This is a genomic window from Halorubrum luteum, from assembly GCF_054652935.1.
In genome coordinates this window covers 2301077-2317150 of the sequence record NZ_BAAIGT010000002.1, presented here as the reverse complement: position 1 = coordinate 2317150, position 16074 = coordinate 2301077, and the positions used below count along the sequence as shown (strand labels likewise).

The 16074-nt window shown below is 68.9% G+C and carries 14 protein-coding genes; 6 read left to right on the top strand and 8 right to left on the bottom strand.

Going from position 1 to position 16074, the window contains the following annotated elements; all coding sequences use genetic code 11:
* Positions 1-169: 169 nt before the first annotated feature.
* Positions 170-1321 (bottom strand): signal peptidase I, encoded by a 1152-nt coding sequence (locus ACYQ0R_RS11490; RefSeq protein WP_459823843.1) that lies wholly within the window; start codon positions 1319-1321, stop codon positions 170-172.
* A 243-nt stretch (positions 1322-1564) separates the two neighbouring features.
* On the opposite strand from ACYQ0R_RS11490, the gene ACYQ0R_RS11485 reads away from it, so the two are divergent.
* The 3 genes from ACYQ0R_RS11485 (at position 1565) to ptsP (ending at position 4323) form a co-directional block, all read left to right on the top strand.
* Entirely contained in the window at positions 1565-2155 is a 591-nt protein-coding gene (locus ACYQ0R_RS11485) for a 50S ribosomal protein L15e (RefSeq protein WP_459823841.1), read from the top strand.
* A gap of 126 nt (positions 2156-2281) precedes the next feature.
* Positions 2282-2593, top strand: coding sequence for an HPr family phosphocarrier protein (locus ACYQ0R_RS11480; RefSeq protein ID WP_459823839.1), 312 nt, complete (start codon positions 2282-2284; stop codon positions 2591-2593).
* Positions 2590-4323 (top strand): phosphoenolpyruvate--protein phosphotransferase, encoded by a 1734-nt coding sequence (gene ptsP, locus ACYQ0R_RS11475; protein WP_459823837.1) that lies wholly within the window; start codon positions 2590-2592, stop codon positions 4321-4323. The genes ACYQ0R_RS11480 and ptsP overlap by 4 nt, the downstream gene beginning before the upstream one ends.
* 31 nt (positions 4324-4354) lie before the next feature.
* Here ptsP and dhaM read toward each other — a convergent pair whose 3' ends face one another.
* The 4 genes from dhaM to ACYQ0R_RS11455 all read right to left on the bottom strand — a co-directional run bounded on the left by dhaM (position 4355) and on the right by ACYQ0R_RS11455 (position 10122).
* Positions 4355-4741 (bottom strand): dihydroxyacetone kinase phosphoryl donor subunit DhaM, encoded by a 387-nt coding sequence (gene dhaM / locus ACYQ0R_RS11470; protein WP_459823835.1) that lies wholly within the window; start codon positions 4739-4741, stop codon positions 4355-4357.
* Positions 4741-5520, bottom strand: a complete 780-nt coding sequence (gene dhaL, locus ACYQ0R_RS11465) for a dihydroxyacetone kinase subunit DhaL (RefSeq protein ID WP_459823832.1) — start codon at positions 5518-5520, stop codon at positions 4741-4743. Before dhaL ends, dhaM begins: the two co-directional genes overlap by 1 nt.
* Positions 5521-5650: 130 nt before the next feature.
* On the bottom strand, positions 5651-7888 hold the full coding sequence (locus ACYQ0R_RS11460; RefSeq protein WP_459823830.1) for a 4Fe-4S dicluster domain-containing protein: 2238 nt from the start codon (positions 7886-7888) through the stop codon (positions 5651-5653).
* A 122-nt stretch (positions 7889-8010) separates the two neighbouring features.
* Entirely contained in the window at positions 8011-10122 is a 2112-nt protein-coding gene (locus ACYQ0R_RS11455; protein ID WP_459823827.1) for a MutS-related protein, read from the bottom strand.
* Positions 10123-10222: 100 nt separating this feature from the next.
* Here ACYQ0R_RS11455 and larE point away from each other — a divergent pair, with 100 nt between their 5' ends.
* The 3 genes from larE to ACYQ0R_RS11440 all read left to right on the top strand — a co-directional run bounded on the left by larE (position 10223) and on the right by ACYQ0R_RS11440 (position 11832).
* A complete protein-coding gene (gene larE, locus ACYQ0R_RS11450; protein WP_459823826.1) occupies positions 10223-11179 on the top strand; it encodes an ATP-dependent sacrificial sulfur transferase LarE in 957 nt (318 codons plus the stop codon).
* A gap of 93 nt (positions 11180-11272) precedes the next feature.
* Positions 11273-11476, top strand: a complete 204-nt coding sequence (locus tag ACYQ0R_RS11445; protein ID WP_459823824.1) for a hypothetical protein — start codon at positions 11273-11275, stop codon at positions 11474-11476.
* A 44-nt stretch (positions 11477-11520) separates the two neighbouring features.
* Positions 11521-11832, top strand: a complete 312-nt coding sequence (locus tag ACYQ0R_RS11440) for a glutaredoxin family protein (RefSeq protein ID WP_459823822.1) — start codon at positions 11521-11523, stop codon at positions 11830-11832.
* Between the two features lie 87 nt (positions 11833-11919).
* On the opposite strand, the gene ACYQ0R_RS11435 is transcribed toward ACYQ0R_RS11440, so the two are convergent.
* The 3 genes from ACYQ0R_RS11435 to ACYQ0R_RS11425 form a co-directional block, all read right to left on the bottom strand.
* The gene (locus ACYQ0R_RS11435) at positions 11920-13965 is read right to left on the bottom strand and encodes a DUF460 domain-containing protein (RefSeq protein ID WP_459823819.1); all 2046 of its coding nucleotides are present in this window, start codon (positions 13963-13965) and stop codon (positions 11920-11922) included.
* Between the two features lie 86 nt (positions 13966-14051).
* The gene (locus ACYQ0R_RS11430) at positions 14052-14462 is read right to left on the bottom strand and encodes a type IV pilin N-terminal domain-containing protein (RefSeq protein ID WP_488193307.1); all 411 of its coding nucleotides are present in this window, start codon (positions 14460-14462) and stop codon (positions 14052-14054) included.
* 195 nt (positions 14463-14657) lie between these two features.
* Positions 14658-16070 (bottom strand): DUF7094 domain-containing protein, encoded by a 1413-nt coding sequence (locus tag ACYQ0R_RS11425; protein ID WP_459823815.1) that lies wholly within the window; start codon positions 16068-16070, stop codon positions 14658-14660.
* Positions 16071-16074: the final 4 nt, after the last annotated feature.

Below are 16074 nucleotides of genomic sequence, written 5' to 3'. Positions count from 1 at the left end.
GTTGCGGACGTTACCGGACGAAACGAGGGGTGTCCGAGCGCGTCACAGCGACTAACAGCCCGTCGAAACCGAGGAACGAACGCGCCGGCTCGCGCGAACGGCAGACGCTGGCCCGACCCATCCATGCGATCCGTTTCACCGCAACGGCCGCTTCACCGCAACGACCGCTTCACCGCAACAGCCGCTTCACGCGGACGCTCAGCGGGACGTCGCGGGAGGTGTCCCGGTGCCGGACCTGATTGAAGCCGATCAGTCCGCCGACGAAGCCGAGGAACGCGCCGCCGATGAACAGATTCAGCGCGGCCAGCGCCGCGTACGGCGACACCGAGTGGAGCCACGTCAGCACCCCTTCGGGCATGACGACCAGATAGCGATGCTCCTCGATCGTGATCGTTCGCTCGCCGCCCGGTTCGGGCGCGGGCGCGGAAACCGTCGCGGTCGCTCCCTCCCCGACCGGGACGGCAAGGGAGTCGGGTTCGACCGCCACGTCGTCGTCCGTCGGCTCGAACACGAGCAGCAGGGTGATCAGTCCGCCGTTTCGCGCGTCGAACTCGGCTTCCACCGTGTCGCCCGGGTCGACCCCCTCGGCGTCGGCCACCTCGTCGCCGTCGATGACGACGTCCGTCGGCCCGCTCGGCACGATCATCGCGGCGTTCGCGGGGACGAGCACCACGACGAGCAGCAGGATCGCGACCGTCCGTCCGTCGATACCGTCCGGACCGTCCAGCGATCGGCTCATGTCACGCTCCGGGCCGGAGTCGGAATCGGAGCGGAACGAGGCAACGAACAGCACCGCGCCGAGCACGAAGATCCACACGCCGACCGTGCCCGGCGAGACGTCGGAATCGAGTCCCAGCGTGTCGATGACCGCGACCACCGTGCCGAACACGACCCCCTGTATGCCCTCGATCCCGGTGCCGAGATGCGGGATCGTCACCACCGTATCGCCGATCTGCAGCGCCTGGGCGACGATCCGGTCGTCACCCACCGGCGGCTCGCCACCGTCCTGGTCGGTGAAGGGGTTGGCGTCGCCACGCGTGATATATCCCTCGTCGGTTTCGCCGACCACCCGATGGGTCGTGAGTCCGCCGCCCTCGATCTCCTCGGCGTGGAACGTGATCACGTCACCCTCGCTCGGCGGACCGGTCACCGCGGCCGGGATCGCGACGAAGCCGTCGCCCTCGTCTATCGTCGGCTCCATGCTGCCGGAGTCGACGTACGCGATGAGCGTCGGCTGACCGAACACCTGCCCGAGCACGAGCGCGACGAACACGACCACGAGAAGCGCGACGCCGACCCGTTCGACCGTCCGACGAACCATGCGATGCGCGCTACTTGTTCGCCGGCTAACGTGAATGTCGCGTGTGACCGCGAGACACGTCGGAGACGGAACGAAGCCCTTACAACCGAGAGGGTGGTACAGCCGCTAACTCGCTGGTCGGACGTCCAGCGGGCACTCGCCACCGGTTCCGGTCGGTTCGTCACCGAGACGAACGACCTCGAGGCCGGGACGAGACGAGATGTGGCCGCATGGCGGCTGAATCGCAAGCGTCCGTGGATAACCATGGCACGAAGCTTCTACTCGCACATCAAGGACGCATGGCAGTCCCCCAAGGAGGGGAAACTCGCGGAGCTGCAGTGGCAGCGCAAACAGGAGTGGCGCGACCAGGGCGCGATCGAGCGCATCGAGCGCCCCACCCGCCTCGACAAGGCCCGCGAGCTGGGCTACAAGGCGAAACAGGGCATCGTCGTCGCCCGCGTGAGCGTCCGCAAGGGCGGCTCGCGCAAGCAGCGCTTCAAGGCCGGTCGCCGCTCGAAGCGCCAGGGCGTCAACCGCCTCTCGCGCCGCAAGTCGATCCAGCGCATCGCCGAGGAGCGCGCCTCCCGCAAGTACCGCAACCTGCGCGTGCTCAACTCCTACTGGGTCGGCGAGGACGGCTCCCAGAAGTGGCACGAAGTGATCCTGGTGGACCCAGCCCACCCCGCGATCGAGAACGACGACGACCTCAACTGGATCTGCTCGGACGACCACAAGGGTCGCGCGTTCCGCGGACTCACCTCCGCCGGCACCAAGGGCCGCGGCCAGCGCAAGCGCGGCAAAGGTACCGAACACACCCGCCCGTCGATCGGCGGCGACCGACGGCGCGGAAACTGACCGGCCGGCGCTGAGCTCCGCTTTTATACGGCCTCGACGACCACGTAGCTGCAGCACGCGGACCGATTCGGCCCCGACGACCGCGTTGGGGGGAACGTTTTCGAGGATCGCCGTCGTTTCCCCGATATGGAACGGATCGTTACGGTGGTCCCGGAGGCCGGACTGCACGCGCGGCCCGCCTCGAAGCTGGTTCGGGCGGCGAAGGAGTTCGACGCCGAGACGACGATCGAGCCGGTCGACGGCGACATCGCGCCCGCGAGCGCGGCCAGCATGCTCTCGGTGACCGGATTGAACGTCGCACAGGGCGATCGGGTCCGGATCGTCGCCGAGGGTCCCGACGCGGCGGCGGCGCTGGACGCGATCGAGGCCATCCTTACCGAGCCGGTCGACGAGGGTGACGACGACACTGGCGAGAAAGAGGGCGTCGACCACGAATGACGGCCACGATCGAGGGTGTCGGCGTGACGCCTCGGACCGCCGTGGGCGAGGCCCGCTGGCTCGCCGACCGTGATCCGACGGATCTCGCGGAGCCGCCTGCGCCGGGGACTGTCGACGCCGACGTCGAGCGTGACCGGTTCGAGCGCGCTCGCGAGTCGGTTCGGACCGCGCTAGAGGCCGAACGCGATCGCACTGCCGAGCGCGTCGGCGAGGAGGAAGCGGGGGTGTTCGACGCGCATATCGAGTTCCTCCTCGATCCCGGCATCGAGGACGGCGTGACCGCGGTGATCGCCGACGGGCTCCCGGCCGACCACGCCGTCGTTCGCGCGTTCGCCGACCCGATCGAGCAGTTCGAGGGGATGGACGGCCGGATGGCCGAACGCGCGGACGACCTGCGAGAGGTTCGCAACAGGCTCCTTCGCGAACTCGACCGAAACGGGGGTGACGACGATGGCGACCGAGACGCTCCGGCGACCCATCCGGACGGTGCGGTCCTGCTGGCGGATCGGCTGACGCCCGGAGACGTCACCGCGCTCGACCCGGATCGCGTCGCCGGCGTCGTCGCCGCGACCGGCGGCGGAACGGCCCACGCCGCGATCCTCCTGCGGTCGATGGCGATTCCCGCGGTCGTCGGCGTCGGCGAGACGCTCCACGAGCTCACCGACGGGACGCCGCTCGGCGTCGACGGCCGAAACGGCGTCGTCCACGTCGACCCGGACGAGAAGGTGCGCGCCGAGCTCGACGCGTCGGGCACGACGGAAGCGATCCACGACCGCGTCAGCACTCGCGACGGGACGCCTATCGAGGTGGCCGCGAACGTCGGCTCCGCGCCGGAGGCGGCGGCCGCGGCGCGTGAGGGAGCCGACGGCGTCGGCCTCTTCCGGACGGAGTTCCTCTTTCTCGATCGCGAGTCGCCGCCGGACGAGACGGAACAGTACGAGGCGTACCGAGCCGCGCTCGAGGCGTTCGAGGAGAACGGGGACGGCGAAGGCGACCGTGTCGTGGTCCGGACGCTCGACGTCGGCGGCGACAAGGACGTTCCGTACCTCGATCTCGACCCCGTCGAGAACGGGTTTCTGGGCGTTCGCGGGATCCGGTTCTCGCTGTCGGATGCCGGGGAGGAGCTCTTCGAGACGCAGCTCCGGGCGCTCTGTCGGGCGGCGGCGCACGGCCCGCTCGCGGTCATGTTCCCGCTGGTCTCCACGCCGGCGGAGCTCGACGCCGCGATCGACGCGGTCGATCGGGTTCTCGCGGAGCTCCGATCGGCGGGGGTCGACTGCGCGCGTCCCGAGCTCGGCGCGATGGTGGAGACGCCGGCGGCGGCGCTGTCGGCCCGCACGCTCGCGAAACGGGTGTCGTTCCTCTCGATCGGGACGAACGACCTGTCGGCGTACGTGATGGCGGCCCAGCGCGACCTCGAATCCGTCGCCGGGATCGCTGACCCACTTCAGCCGGCGGTGCTGTCCGCGATCGACCGCACCGTCCGCGGCGCACACGCCGAGGACGCGTGGGTCGGCGTCTGCGGGGAGGCGGGCGGCGACCCGGCGCTCACCCCCCTTCTCGTCGGGCTCGGCGTCGACGAGCTGAGCATGAACGCGGTGAGCGTCCCCCGCGTCAAATCGGCGGTGAGGAGCGTCGACGACGACGCGGCCGCGGAGCTCGCCGCCGCGGCGCTGGACGCCGAGACGCCGGAGCAGGTCCGATCGCTGCTGCCGGCACCCGACGAGTAGCCAGCGACGGCCGGTGTGCTCCCCGTGCGGATCAGCCGAGCTTTCGGGTGTCCCACGTGCGCTCGGCCGCCTCGACGACCTCGGCGAGCGTCGCGTCCGGAGCCGACGCCTCGACGGCGGCCTCGACTGCCCCCTCGAGCACTGGCGCGTCGGCGATCTCGGCGTCGACCGACCCGGATTCGATCGCGAGATCGGCGTTCATCACCGCGCTGCCGAGATCGACGAGGACGACGACCCCGTCCCCGTCGTCGGCCGCCTCGATGGCCTCCCCGATCCGCGGTGCGGACGTGCCGATCCCGCCGTCGGCCTCGCCGCCGGCCGCGACGATCGACGCGTCCTCGCCGGCCATCTGTGCCGCGACCTCGACGATTCCGGACGCGGCGTCGTGGCTGTGTGAGACGACGACCAGCCCGACCATCACTCCGCCTCCGTGCCTTCGGCGTCTTCAGCCGGATCCTCCCCGGCCTCCTCGACCGCCTCGGCGAGCTCCATCCCTTTCTCCTCGGCGGTGATCACCGCCGGGTCGCGGGCGTCGCGCTCCACGTCGCCGTCGAGATACGCCGCCGCGACGTCGAGGATCGCCTCGGCGATGATCAGCGTGCTCGTCGCGCCCGGATCCTGGTGGCCGACGGACCGCCAGTCCAGATAGGAGGCGCGTCCCTTCCGAGCCCGGAGGGGGACGGTGTACTCGACGCCGCGCTCGCAGGCGTCGACCGCCTTCGCGAGCGCCTCCAGGGGTGGAAGGTCGTCGACCTCGATCGACTTTTTGTACGTGTGGACCGCCGGCGTCACGGCGTCGACCATCGTCTTGTCGCCGATGCGCGCATCGCCGCGGTCGGTGAGCTTTTCGAGGTACGCCTCCGCGAACGCGACGCTCGTCTCCGCGGTGACGCCCTCGGAAAGCTCCGTGCTCGCGCTCATGATCGACCCGCCGTACAGAGGTCCGGCTGCGCCGCCGACCTCCGAGATGATCGTGGTACCGACCGTCTTGACGATCGTTGCCGGATCCGGGTCGTCGAGATCGGCCAGCTTCTCGTCGATCGTACCGAACCCGCGCGACATGTTCGCCCCGTGGTCCGCGTCACCGATCGCGGAGTCCAGATCCGTCAGGTGCGTTTTGTTCTCCTCGATCCGCTCGGCGACCTCCCGTACCGCCTCGCGTACCGCTTCGGTCTCTCGATCGACGTCGTCTGCCATGACCGAGGGATCGTCACACACCCACAAGAGAGTAGCGGCGAATCCCCGCAAACGAAATCCGACGGAAACACGGCCGCAGTCCCGCGATCCCCGTCGTGCTCGCGGTCGTTGTGGGCCGATTTCGCGGTCGCTATCGGTCGGTTTCCGCGGCGTCGGCGTCGATGTCCGCTTCGGTCTCGTCGGCGTCTAACGTTTCGGAGCCGGCCTCGACGGCCTCGATCAACAGCTCCGCGACGTCGACGATCTCGATCGACTCCTCGAAGCCGCCGGTTTTGCGCCCGTCCTCGAACATCGTTGTACACATCGGACAGGCGACGACGAACTTCTCGACGGCGTCGCCCGCGCTCGTGTCCTCGAGCGCCTCCCGAAGCCGCTCCTCGCTCGGTTTGGTCTCCTCGTCGATATCCATCCAGAGACCACCGCCGCCGCCGCCACAACAGAACGAGTCGTTGTGCGAACGCGGCATCTCGAACAGCGCCGCGCCGGTCGCGCGGATCAGCTCGCGGGGTGCCTCGTACTCGTCGTTGTACCGTCCGAGGTGGCAGGGGTCGTGGTAGGTGACGGTGTACTCGAGCTCGTCGCCCGACAGCCCGAGCCGACCGTCGGCGACCAGTTCCTCGACGGCCTGCGTCCAGTGTTGGACCTCGATCTCGCCGTCGGGGTTCCACGGCTCCTCGCGGTCGAACGGCATCACGGGATCGTCGGCGAACTCGGCCAGGTCGAGCTCGGGGTACTCGTTTCTGATCGTGTTGTACGAGTGCGGATCCGTACAGACGATCCGGTCGAACTCGCAGTCGGCGAACGTCTCGACGTGGTGCCCGGCGAGTTCGAGATAGAGGAACTCCTCGCCGATCCGGCGAATGTCGTTGCCGGCGTTCTTCTCGTCGTCGAAGAGGATGCCGAATTCGACGCCCGCCTCGTCGAACAGCTTCGCAAGCGCTCGCGCCACCTTCTTGTTGCGATCGTCGTAGCTCGGGAAGTCGCCGACGTACCAGAGGTACTCCACCTCCGTCTCGCGAGCGTCCGCGACGTCGACGTCGACGTCCTCCGTCCAGTCACCGCGGTTCGCCGCCTGATCGCCGAACGTGTTGCCGGTGCGCATCACGTCCTGGAACACGTCCTGTAGGTTCGAGTCGACGGACCCCTCGTCGGTGAGCTGGCGGTTGAGCCGGGTGAACGTCGTGAGATGCTCGATGTCGACCGGGCAGGCGTCCATACATGCCATACACGACATACACGACTCCATCGACGCGGCGTCTATCACGCCGCCGCCCTCGGCGACGATTGGAACGGAGCCGCCGTCGGCCGCCGCGGTCCCGCCATCAGTCGCGACGCCGTCGCCAGCGCGACCGACGACCGGGTCGTCGCTGACGGACTCCCGGTACGCTTTGAGGTCGAGGATGACGTCACGCGGGTCGAGCGGGCGGCCGGACGCTTTCGCGGGACACACCGACGAGCACCGGCCGCATTTGGTACAGGCGTCGCCGTCCAGCAGCTCCTTCCAGGTGAAATCCTCGATCGACTCCGCGTTCGTGTGCTCGAGGTCCGCGGGGACGTTCGGGAGCCGCGAGCCGGCCTGCTCGTCGCGCGCGACGACGTTCGCGAACGAGGAGATCATGTGGAACGGCTTCGCGTACGGGATCCACGCGATGAACGCGAACGCTAACAGCGAGTGGTGCCACCAGATCACGCCGTAGGCGGCCTCCGCGCCGCCCTGCGTCAATCCGGCCCACTGGAGCCCGCCGGCCATCGCCATCCCGACGAAGCTCACCGTCTCGCCCGCGCGCTCCGGCTGGCCGACGATGCCGACCGCCTGCACGAGGAAGCCGCCGACGCCGAGCAGGAACAGCGTCCAGATGAACGCGTCGTCCTCGAGGGAGGTGTGTTTCCCCCAGAGCCGGCCGTCACGGTTGCGGTAGCGTTTATACAACGCCATGCCGACGCCGACGACGAACAGCAGCCCGAACGCGTCGACGACGAACTGGTAGGCGAGATAGAAGTCGCCAACCCAGAACGACTCGCCCATCAGCGGGCGGTAGATGTCGATGTCGAACCCGAGGATCGCGGTTGCGACGACCAACACGAGAAACCCCCACAGCACGAACGTGTGCATCACGCCCGCGTACAGGTCCCTGTCGTACTGGTTCACGTTCGACAACACCGTCTTCGTCGCGGCCATCGTCCGCGACGGGAGCTCCGAAAGCCGGTCCTGCGGATCGGACCGTCCCTGCGCGTACGCCGAGAAGCGGGCGTACACGCCGTAGAGGAACACGAGGATCGCTACCGCCGCGAGCCAGTAGAACGCCGCTTTACCCACCGGCCCGATCGTCCAGAACGTTTCTCGGGTCGCCGCCTGCAGCAGGTACATGATCGATCCCCCGAATAGGATCGGGTTAAATGTTGGCACAACGGCGGGATACGTGGTAACCGTTTCTTCGAACGGATCCGGCGTAAGTCGGCTTCTGCTGGCCGAACGGAGGGTCTCGAGCGTCAGAACTTCTGCAGCAGCTCGGTATAAAAACCCCCGCCACGGTCGTCGGCGAGCTTCTCGACGATGAGCTCCGGCGTCGACCGTGCGAGGTGGTTCTTCTTGGGTGAGCGGTTCACGCGCAGCTCGCCGTCGACGAGGCCGACGGCCTCGATTCCGTCGACCGCGACCTCGGCAGCGGCCGCCTCGCGGATCTCGCGCGCGAGGTGCGAGACGAATACGGCGGTCGCGTCCTGCCCGTCCAGCGCCTCGAGGATCCCGGCGATGATCTTCGCGGACGCGCCGGGTTCGGTGATCGACTCCAGCTCGTCGACCAACACGAGTCGTCCCGACGCGCCCTCGACGAGGTCGCCGAAATCCCGCAGCGTCGCCTCGAACGCCCCCGCGTCGAGCGTCCCCTGCGATTTCGCGTAGTAGTGGAGCTCGGCGAACCGCTCGATCTCCGCCTCCTCGGCGGGCACCGGCATCCCCATCTGGGCCAGTACGACGACGAGCGCGACCAGATCGAGCGTCGACGTCTTCCCGCCGGAGTTGACGCCGGACAAAAGCGTCACCCCCGACACCCCGTAGTCGACCGGGTCGACCTCGGCGAACGGCACGTCGAGCAGCGGCGACCGACCCCCTTCGATCCGGAAGCCGCGCGCGGCCGTCGATCCCGTCCCAGTGGTCGGATCAGCGGCCGACGCGGCGTCCGAGCCGGCGGACGGGTCGTGAACGAGCGGCATCGTGCAGTCGAACTCCCGTGCGAAGCGGGAGATCGCGAGCTCGACGTCGAGTTCGAGCGCATCGCGGACCAGCGTCTCGACCGGCTCGCGAAGCTCGCCGAGCTCCGCCGCCAGCTCCGCTTTCAGTCGGGCCGCCCGTCGATCGCGGGCCGCGGCGAGCTCCGTCCGAAGCCGCGACACCGCCGTCTCGTCGTGCTCGACCGGAAACGTGGGGTCGCCGCCGAACACTCGCTCCGCGAGGTCCGTCTCCTCCGGTTTCAGCCGCAAGGCGTCGACGAGCTGCTCGCGGGCGCGCTCGACCGCGGTGTCGTACTCGTCCGCGAGCTCGCGGTCGAGAAGGGAGTCGACGCGTGCACCCTGCTCGACCAGCGAGAGGAAGTCAGTCCCCTCGATGGTGACGTCGCGTTCCCGGATCGCCTCGCGGAGGTGGTCCTCCGCGACCGATCCCGCCGTCGACACCGCCGCGTCGAGGTCGTCGACCGCGTCGGAAAGCCGCGCCAGCTCCGCGTCGCCAGCGATCGTCCCGTCGTCGTCGAGGCGGTCGAGTGCGTCGCGCAGGCGGTCCGGATCTACGGCGGGGTCGCCTGCTTCGGCGGCGTCGGTTCCTCCGGAGTCATCGCCCGCATCGGCGGCACCTCGGTCCGAACCGGCCTCGACGTTCCGAACCGCCTCGTGGACCGCGGCCGCCGCCTCCAGCCGCTCCCGGTTCTCGGCGAAGAAAGCGAGCACGCGTTCGGGAACCGTCTCCGCCGGCGTTTCGAGCGCGTTCGGCCGAACGTGGACGTCGCCGTCGACGTCCATCCCGGCGAACTCCTCGTCCAACACGATCACGGACGCGTACGAGCGAGCGAGCTCGGCTATCTCCCGCGTGTTCTCCACGGTCTCGACCGACAGCTCCGGCGTCGTCGACTCCGCGCGGGCGTACGTCTCCGCGTCAGCCGTCGCCAGACAGCGGTCGCGAACTCGGACGGTTCCGGGATCGGAGAGTGGTTCGACGCCCTCTAGCGCGTCGAGGACGGCCGGGTCCGGCTCGCGGTCGACGGCCGTCTCGACGAACGCCTGTACCTCCGCGATCCGCGAGGCGGAGCTGCTGGGGTAGAACGTCTCCAGGCGCTTTTCGGCGTACTCGGTGACCGTCCGTTCCTGTAACAGCTCCATCGCGTCGCGGTATATCTCGCGAGCACGGTCCGTCGCGAGAAACCGCCCGTCGTCGTCGTGCCGGCGACGGATCGCGCCGCGAGCGATCCGGGCGGCCCGGGCCTCGTTCACCCCGGGTGCGCGAGCGATCGCGGCGACGTCGCCCGACTCCACGGTCCCAACCGGGTCGTCGAGTTCGCGCAGCGCCGCGGCCGTCTTCGCGCCGACGCCGGGGATCGCCTCCAGCTCCATCTACCCGCGGCTTTCGCGGCAACGGCAAAAAGGATACGGACGCCGAGGACCGCTCCGGTCCTCCGATGGTCTTTTTCGGACCGGTCTCCAAGCGGGCGGCATGACGCAGGACGTTCTCGCGGTCGACGCCGACGGACTTGCCCCGGAGACGGCGGCAAAGGCGGCGACCGCGCGGGATCGGCTCGCCGAGCGCGACGGGGTGCTCGTCGCGTTTTCCGGCGGGGTCGACTCCTCGGTCGTCGCGGCGCTCGCGCACGACGCGCTCGGTACGGACGCGGTCGCGTGTACGGCCCGCAGCGAGACGCTTCCTGCCGCGGAGCTCGACGACGCGGAGCGAGTCGCGGACGAGGTCGGGATCCGACACGACACGGTGACGTTCTCCGAGCTCGATGACCCAAACTTCGTCGAAAACGACGGTGACCGCTGTTATCACTGTCGGACGATGCGGCTCGGCGAGATGTACGACCGGGCCGCCGAGCTCGGGATCGACACCGTCTGTGACGGGACGAACGCCGACGACCCCGGCGAGGGGCACCGTCCCGGACTGCGGGCGGTCGAGGAGCTCGACGTCGTGTCACCGCTGCTCGACGCCGGCATCGAGAAAGCGGAGGTGCGAGCGATCGCCGACGCGTACGGGCTCTCGGTCGCCGAGAAACCGTCGATGGCGTGTCTTTCCTCGCGGATTCCGACCGGCCTCGCGGTGACCGAGGAGCGGCTGACGCGGGTCGAGAAGGCCGAACGCATCCTCCGTCAGTGGGGGTTCGAGGGATTCCGCGTCCGCGATCACGACGGACTTGCCCGGGTGGAGATCGCGCCGGACGAACTGCCGCGCGCCCTCGATCCGGCGTTCGCCGACGCGGTGCACGAGCATCTCTCCGATCTCGGATTCGAGTACGTCACGCTCGACATGGCCGGCTACCGAACCGGTAGCGTGAGCCCGGGCGGAAGTGGCGAGGAGAGCCCGACTCCGAGCGACTCTTCTCCCGACTCCGACGCCGCACCATCCGCCACCGGTGCGGGCGTCGATGTCGACCTCGGTCGCGAGTATCCGCAGTAACGCCACTGTCGTCGCCAACGATCCCAGCGGTACGTTATCAGCTTCGAGATCCCCACGCCAAGAGTTATTATGCTGTTGAAAGAACTGCGGGCCATGAACGACGCGAGCGTGCTCGCGATCATCGCCGGTGGCGTCGGCGGCGCGGTCGGTGCGTTCGTCGGCGGCGCGGTCGGTGGCGACGTCGTCACTGTGATGACGGTCACGTTTGGGGTCGCGCTCGTCGTCGGCGTCGCCGTCGTCGCGAGCGCAGTGATCGCCGGTGACGTCGAGTTCGTCGTCGACGCGGACGCGGAGTAGCGCCGATCGAAACGCACTCGTCGTCCGGCCACCACACCTCGTCCGTGACCGACTCACGTTCCGAGCCGTCCGCCGGGGAGGGGGATGGAGCGTCCGCTCCGAACGACGCCGTTTCCGTCACCATCTACACCCGTGATGGGTGTTCACTGTGCGTCGACGCTCGCGAGACGGTCGAGCGAGTCGCCGACGACATCGGGATCGTGGTCGACATCGAGATGATCGACGTCGACACCGATCCCGGGCTGGCCGCCGAGTACGGCGAACGCGTCCCGTACGTTCTCGTCGACGGTCATCCGTCGTTTAAATACGAGATCGATGAGCGGAAGCTCCGGCTGAAGCTGCTATCGGCGTCGTAGTCGGAGGGCCGCAGTCGGAGAGCCACAGCCGGAGAGCCGCAGTCGGAGAGCCACAGCCGGAGAGCCGACGGCGGCAGGTCGTGTGGATCACTCTTCGGTCTCCGGAAGCGTCCGTCCGGCGCGGTGCTCGGAGATGATCCGGTCGATCCGCTCGGCGTTCTCCTCGCGCTCGCGCCGTTTCGCGCGCTCCGTCCAGTCGTCGACCGCGTCCTCTAGCGCCGACTCGTTGGCCACGGCGAGATCGTCGACCTCGCGGACCGGCACCGAGTCGGCGGGCACGACGGGCACCTCGTGGTCGAAAAGCACCTGATCGGCGACCTCGGAGAGATTACCGTCACGGATCACCGCGCGGGGTTCGTGGCTCGCGAGTCGCTCTGCGGTCCGACGACCCGCGCCGGAGGCGTCCCTGAGGTAGACGACGTCGCCAGAGGCGATCCCGTACGCCTCCTCGGTCGTCTCGATCGCGTCGAGGGTAAACTGCTCGACTACCTTCACGCTCACGAGATCCCGTCCACCGGCGACATCGGTGAAGTTCGAGTGGTCGAGCTTCCAGATCCCTTTTAAACTCTCCACCTTCTCCTCGAGCTCGGCGACCGTCTCGCGAGCCTCGTCCCGCTCCCGTTCGAGCCGATCCGTTTCGCGTTCGAGTCGAGAGACGATCCGACGGCTCCGGGCCTCGATCCGCTCTTGGCGTCTCGCCTCCTCCAGCTCGGCTTCGAGCTCGGCGATCCGATCATCCCGCTCTGCAAGGCGCTCCTCCAGCGTCTCGGTGTGCGCCTCCAGCCGGTCGACGCGCTCGCGGAGACGCCGGATCGTCTCCTCCTCCTCGGTTCGGTCCGGCTCGGTCGGGTCCTCGTCGCCCTCCTGTTCACCGTCGTCGTCGCCGTCGGGTCCGTCCCGAAGCTCCTCGACGACCGCCTCGACGGACGCGCCGCCGGCGACGACGCCCGCGATCACCTCCTCGCGGTCGAGTCTGGGTGGCGTCTTCTCGGCGATCCGGTCGAACTGGTCCGCATGGTCGTCGTAGGCGTACAGCGCGGCCGCCAGCGCGTCCCGTTCGTGGTCGTTCTCGTATGCGACCTCCCGGGTGCGGTGGAGCTTCTCATCGACGGGAAGGTCGGTGGTGGGCTGCCAGCCGGCAGCGTCGAACGAGCGGCGGAACTTCTCGACGGTTTCTGGCATCGGCTCGACGTCGGCGGCGACGATTATCGGCCGTCCCTGCTCGACGATCCACTCCGTCACGTCGGCGGTGTCCGCGGTCCGCGAGGAGTACAGCTCGTGAACGGTGCCGTCGAGTCCCACCACGGCGACCGCGGTCGTGGTTCCGGGGTCGATGCCGACGATCACGCGATCACGCCGCGTCACGAGCGGCTCGTACTCGATCCCGTCGCGGCGCTCGCGCTCGACCTCGACGCGGACGTCTCCCGCCCGCGAGTTCGACACCGGGATCTCCTCGGGACGGGCCTCGACGGCGAACACCGCGTTCGCGTAGCCCCCGTACTTCTCGGTAACCTCCTTTTCGTACGCGAGGTTCGCGGAGCGGAGCTTCGACTCGACCTGTCGGCTCCGCTTTTTGACGTTCCCGTGGATCCGCCGGGTGTACCGGTCCTGACTCCAGCCGCCCTTGCCAGTCGACCGTCCTCGCGACACCTTCACCGTCGTCTCGTCGGTGAACGCGGTCACTTCGTGGCCGACGTTGGCGGCCGCGAGCCGCGCGGCGGCCTCCGCCTCCTTCATCGGCTCCTTTCCGTACGGGATGCCGTGGCGGGAGGCGACTCGTGAGAGCGGCTCCGGCCGCTCCGCGCCGGTTACCTGCACGAGCCGGGTTCCGTCCGGCAGCGATCGGAGGAAGTTCACGAGCGCCCCCTTGTCCGCGGCCAGCTCGTAGGCGTTGTCGGTGGCGACGTACAGCGGCTCGCGGTCGTCGATCAGGCGGCAGAGCTTCCGGAGGGAGACGACGTCGCGGGTGACCCGTGCGAGCGGCCCGTCCGAGTCGGGTGCATCCGGATCGTCGTCGTCGACGGGGTCCAACACGACGAGCGCGTACGACGGGGTATCGCCCCGCACGTCGCCGCTCTGGACGTCGACGCCGAACACCGGCCGGTCGCGGGCGCGGATGGTTCGGGCGGTCACGTCGAGCGATAGGCGATTCGTGCGTATATACCCCACGCCGACGACGGCTTCGATCGCGTCGCGTCGACCGATCTCCAGTCGACTCCTCACGCGGGGCGAACGGTCGTCTCGAGCGTCACCAGCGGGCGGTCGCGAACGAGGAGCCGTACCTCGACGGTCCGTCCCGGCTCGAGCGTCGGGTCGTTCGTCCCGGCCACTGCGAACGATGCGGACTGGCCGGGCCGCCAGACGTCGTCGCTTGCGGGGTTGAACGGGCCAGTCGGTCCCGGTCGAAAGCCGCTCGCGGAGAAGAACGGGACGGCTGGCTGCCGGCCGAGCGACTCGCCGTCGACGCTGACGCGGACGGTCAGCTCCTCGACGCGGATCGGATCACCGGCACGGTGCCGGAGTTCGATCCGGTCTCCCTCGGCCGAGAGCGACAGCGACGCGGTTGGTGTGGGCTCGGTCGGTGCGTCGATCGCCGCCGTCGCGACGCCCGCGGCGAGCACGACGGTCATGGCGACGAGAAGTACGACGGCGATCGGTGCCGTCGCGCGTGACTGACCGGGAGAGTGGTTCCGGAGCGCGGACCGTTCGGAGACGTGAGTCCGAGGCACGGGACGTCTGGGTCGGTTTCCGATGTAAGGAGTCGGATCCCGCTGCCGTCACTCCTGTGCCGGTCACACCATCACTCGCCGCCGTCCTCGTCAGCATCACTCGCCGACGTCCTCGTCGGTCTCACCGCCATCGTCGGTCTCACCGTCATCGTCGAGCTCGTCGGGAGACTCGTCGATCACTCGTGGCGTCTCGATCGGCTCGATCCCGTCGACGACGGCGACTCGCGGCTCGTCGACGACGGTGATCCGATAGCTGTCGGCCGGCGAGAGCGTCCACACGACGCCGTCGTCGTCGGTCGTGCCGATCGCCTCGCTGTCTCCTCCGTCGACACTCTTCGTCACCGTCACGTCGGTCGCCGGATCGCCGTCCTCGTCGTCGACGACGGTCACCTGCACGGGACCGCCGGGGTAGCTCCGGTCGACGGTGGCGTTGAACCCGTCGGCGGTCGTCGAGACGGGGTCGACGTCCGGGAACGCGTCGAGATCGATCCGCTGGTGCTCGACGAACACCTGGTTGCTACCGCCGCTGACGAACGTCCGCAGCTCGCCAGCGTCGTGTGCGATCGTGATCCGTTGGACGGAGCCGGCACCGAACGCGTCAGCTTCGCGGAGTGCGGCAGTCTCCGGGTAGCTCTCCGCGGTGGTGTTTATCGCCTCCTCGCTCCCTATCGTGCCGCCGGCACGGTTCCAACGATCAGTTCGGAACGCCTCGCGGACGTACTGGCCGTCGTGGATCGTCGCGAGCACGACGGCACCCTCACTCGTTTCGACGTGGATGTCGCTGCCGCCGGTCTCGCCGCGGACCGTCGCGAGGGCGTGGTCGCGAACGGGGCCCTCGTACACTTGCAGCTGCACTTGCAGCTCGTCGAGTCGACCCGGCGCGCTGAAGTCGTCGGTTTCGTCGGCGAGCTCGTTGAGCACGTCGAGACGCTCGTCGTACTCGCGGGCCGTGATTCCGATCGTCGCGAGCTCGTCCAGTAGCTCCCTGTCGGAAAGCTCGCCGGCGGCGTGTGCGTCGATCGCCGCGGTCTGTCGGCTGTTGAGGCTCACTTCGTCCTGTTCGACCTCGTTTATCGCGGCGAGGATGCGTCGCTGTCGCTGCGCTTCGGTCTCGGCGTTCTCTATCTCCCGAACGATCGCCTCGGTCTCGAGCGCGGCGTCGACGTCGGCGACCTCCCAGCCGAGCGACGTTCCGAGGTTCGCTCCGTGCCCGTGGATATCCGTTCGCGGCTCCGCATCCGGCGGCGTCGAGAGCACGCGGAACGTCCCTCCGGGTTCGCCGACTGCGGCTGGGGTGACCGCCGTCTCTCCGCCGTCAGTGGCTGTGTCGCGGTCGATATGGGTGGTTGTGTCGCGGTCGGCATGAACATCGACCGCCACGTCGCCGTCCGACTGCGTCAGGTCATGGTCCGGCGTGACGTCCGGCGGCCCGGCCTCCGCCGGAGCGATCGCTCCGGCCACCGGAGCGATCAGCAGTATCAGCGCGACGACGAGCGGGAGGGCTCTCATCACC

Coding starts and splice junctions, on each gene's coding strand:
- ACYQ0R_RS11425 (WP_459823815.1), bottom strand. CDS start 16,070: ATGAGAGCCCTCCCGCTCGTCGTCGCGCTGATACTGCTGATCGCTCCG.
- ACYQ0R_RS11445 (WP_459823824.1), top strand. CDS start 11,273: ATGAACGACGCGAGCGTGCTCGCGATCATCGCCGGTGGCGTCGGCGGC.
- dhaM (WP_459823835.1), bottom strand. CDS start 4,741: ATGGTCGGGCTGGTCGTCGTCTCACACAGCCACGACGCCGCGTCCGGA.
- ACYQ0R_RS11455 (WP_459823827.1), bottom strand. CDS start 10,122: ATGGAGCTGGAGGCGATCCCCGGCGTCGGCGCGAAGACGGCCGCGGCG.
- dhaL (WP_459823832.1), bottom strand. CDS start 5,520: ATGGCAGACGACGTCGATCGAGAGACCGAAGCGGTACGCGAGGCGGTA.
- ACYQ0R_RS11460 (WP_459823830.1), bottom strand. CDS start 7,888: ATGTACCTGCTGCAGGCGGCGACCCGAGAAACGTTCTGGACGATCGGG.
- ACYQ0R_RS11430 (WP_488193307.1), bottom strand. CDS start 14,462: ATGACCGTCGTGCTCGCCGCGGGCGTCGCGACGGCGGCGATCGACGCA.
- ACYQ0R_RS11490 (WP_459823843.1), bottom strand. CDS start 1,321: ATGGTTCGTCGGACGGTCGAACGGGTCGGCGTCGCGCTTCTCGTGGTC.
- ACYQ0R_RS11480 (WP_459823839.1), top strand. CDS start 2,282: ATGGAACGGATCGTTACGGTGGTCCCGGAGGCCGGACTGCACGCGCGG.
- larE (WP_459823826.1), top strand. CDS start 10,223: ATGACGCAGGACGTTCTCGCGGTCGACGCCGACGGACTTGCCCCGGAG.
- ACYQ0R_RS11485 (WP_459823841.1), top strand. CDS start 1,565: ATGGCACGAAGCTTCTACTCGCACATCAAGGACGCATGGCAGTCCCCC.
- ptsP (WP_459823837.1), top strand. CDS start 2,590: ATGACGGCCACGATCGAGGGTGTCGGCGTGACGCCTCGGACCGCCGTG.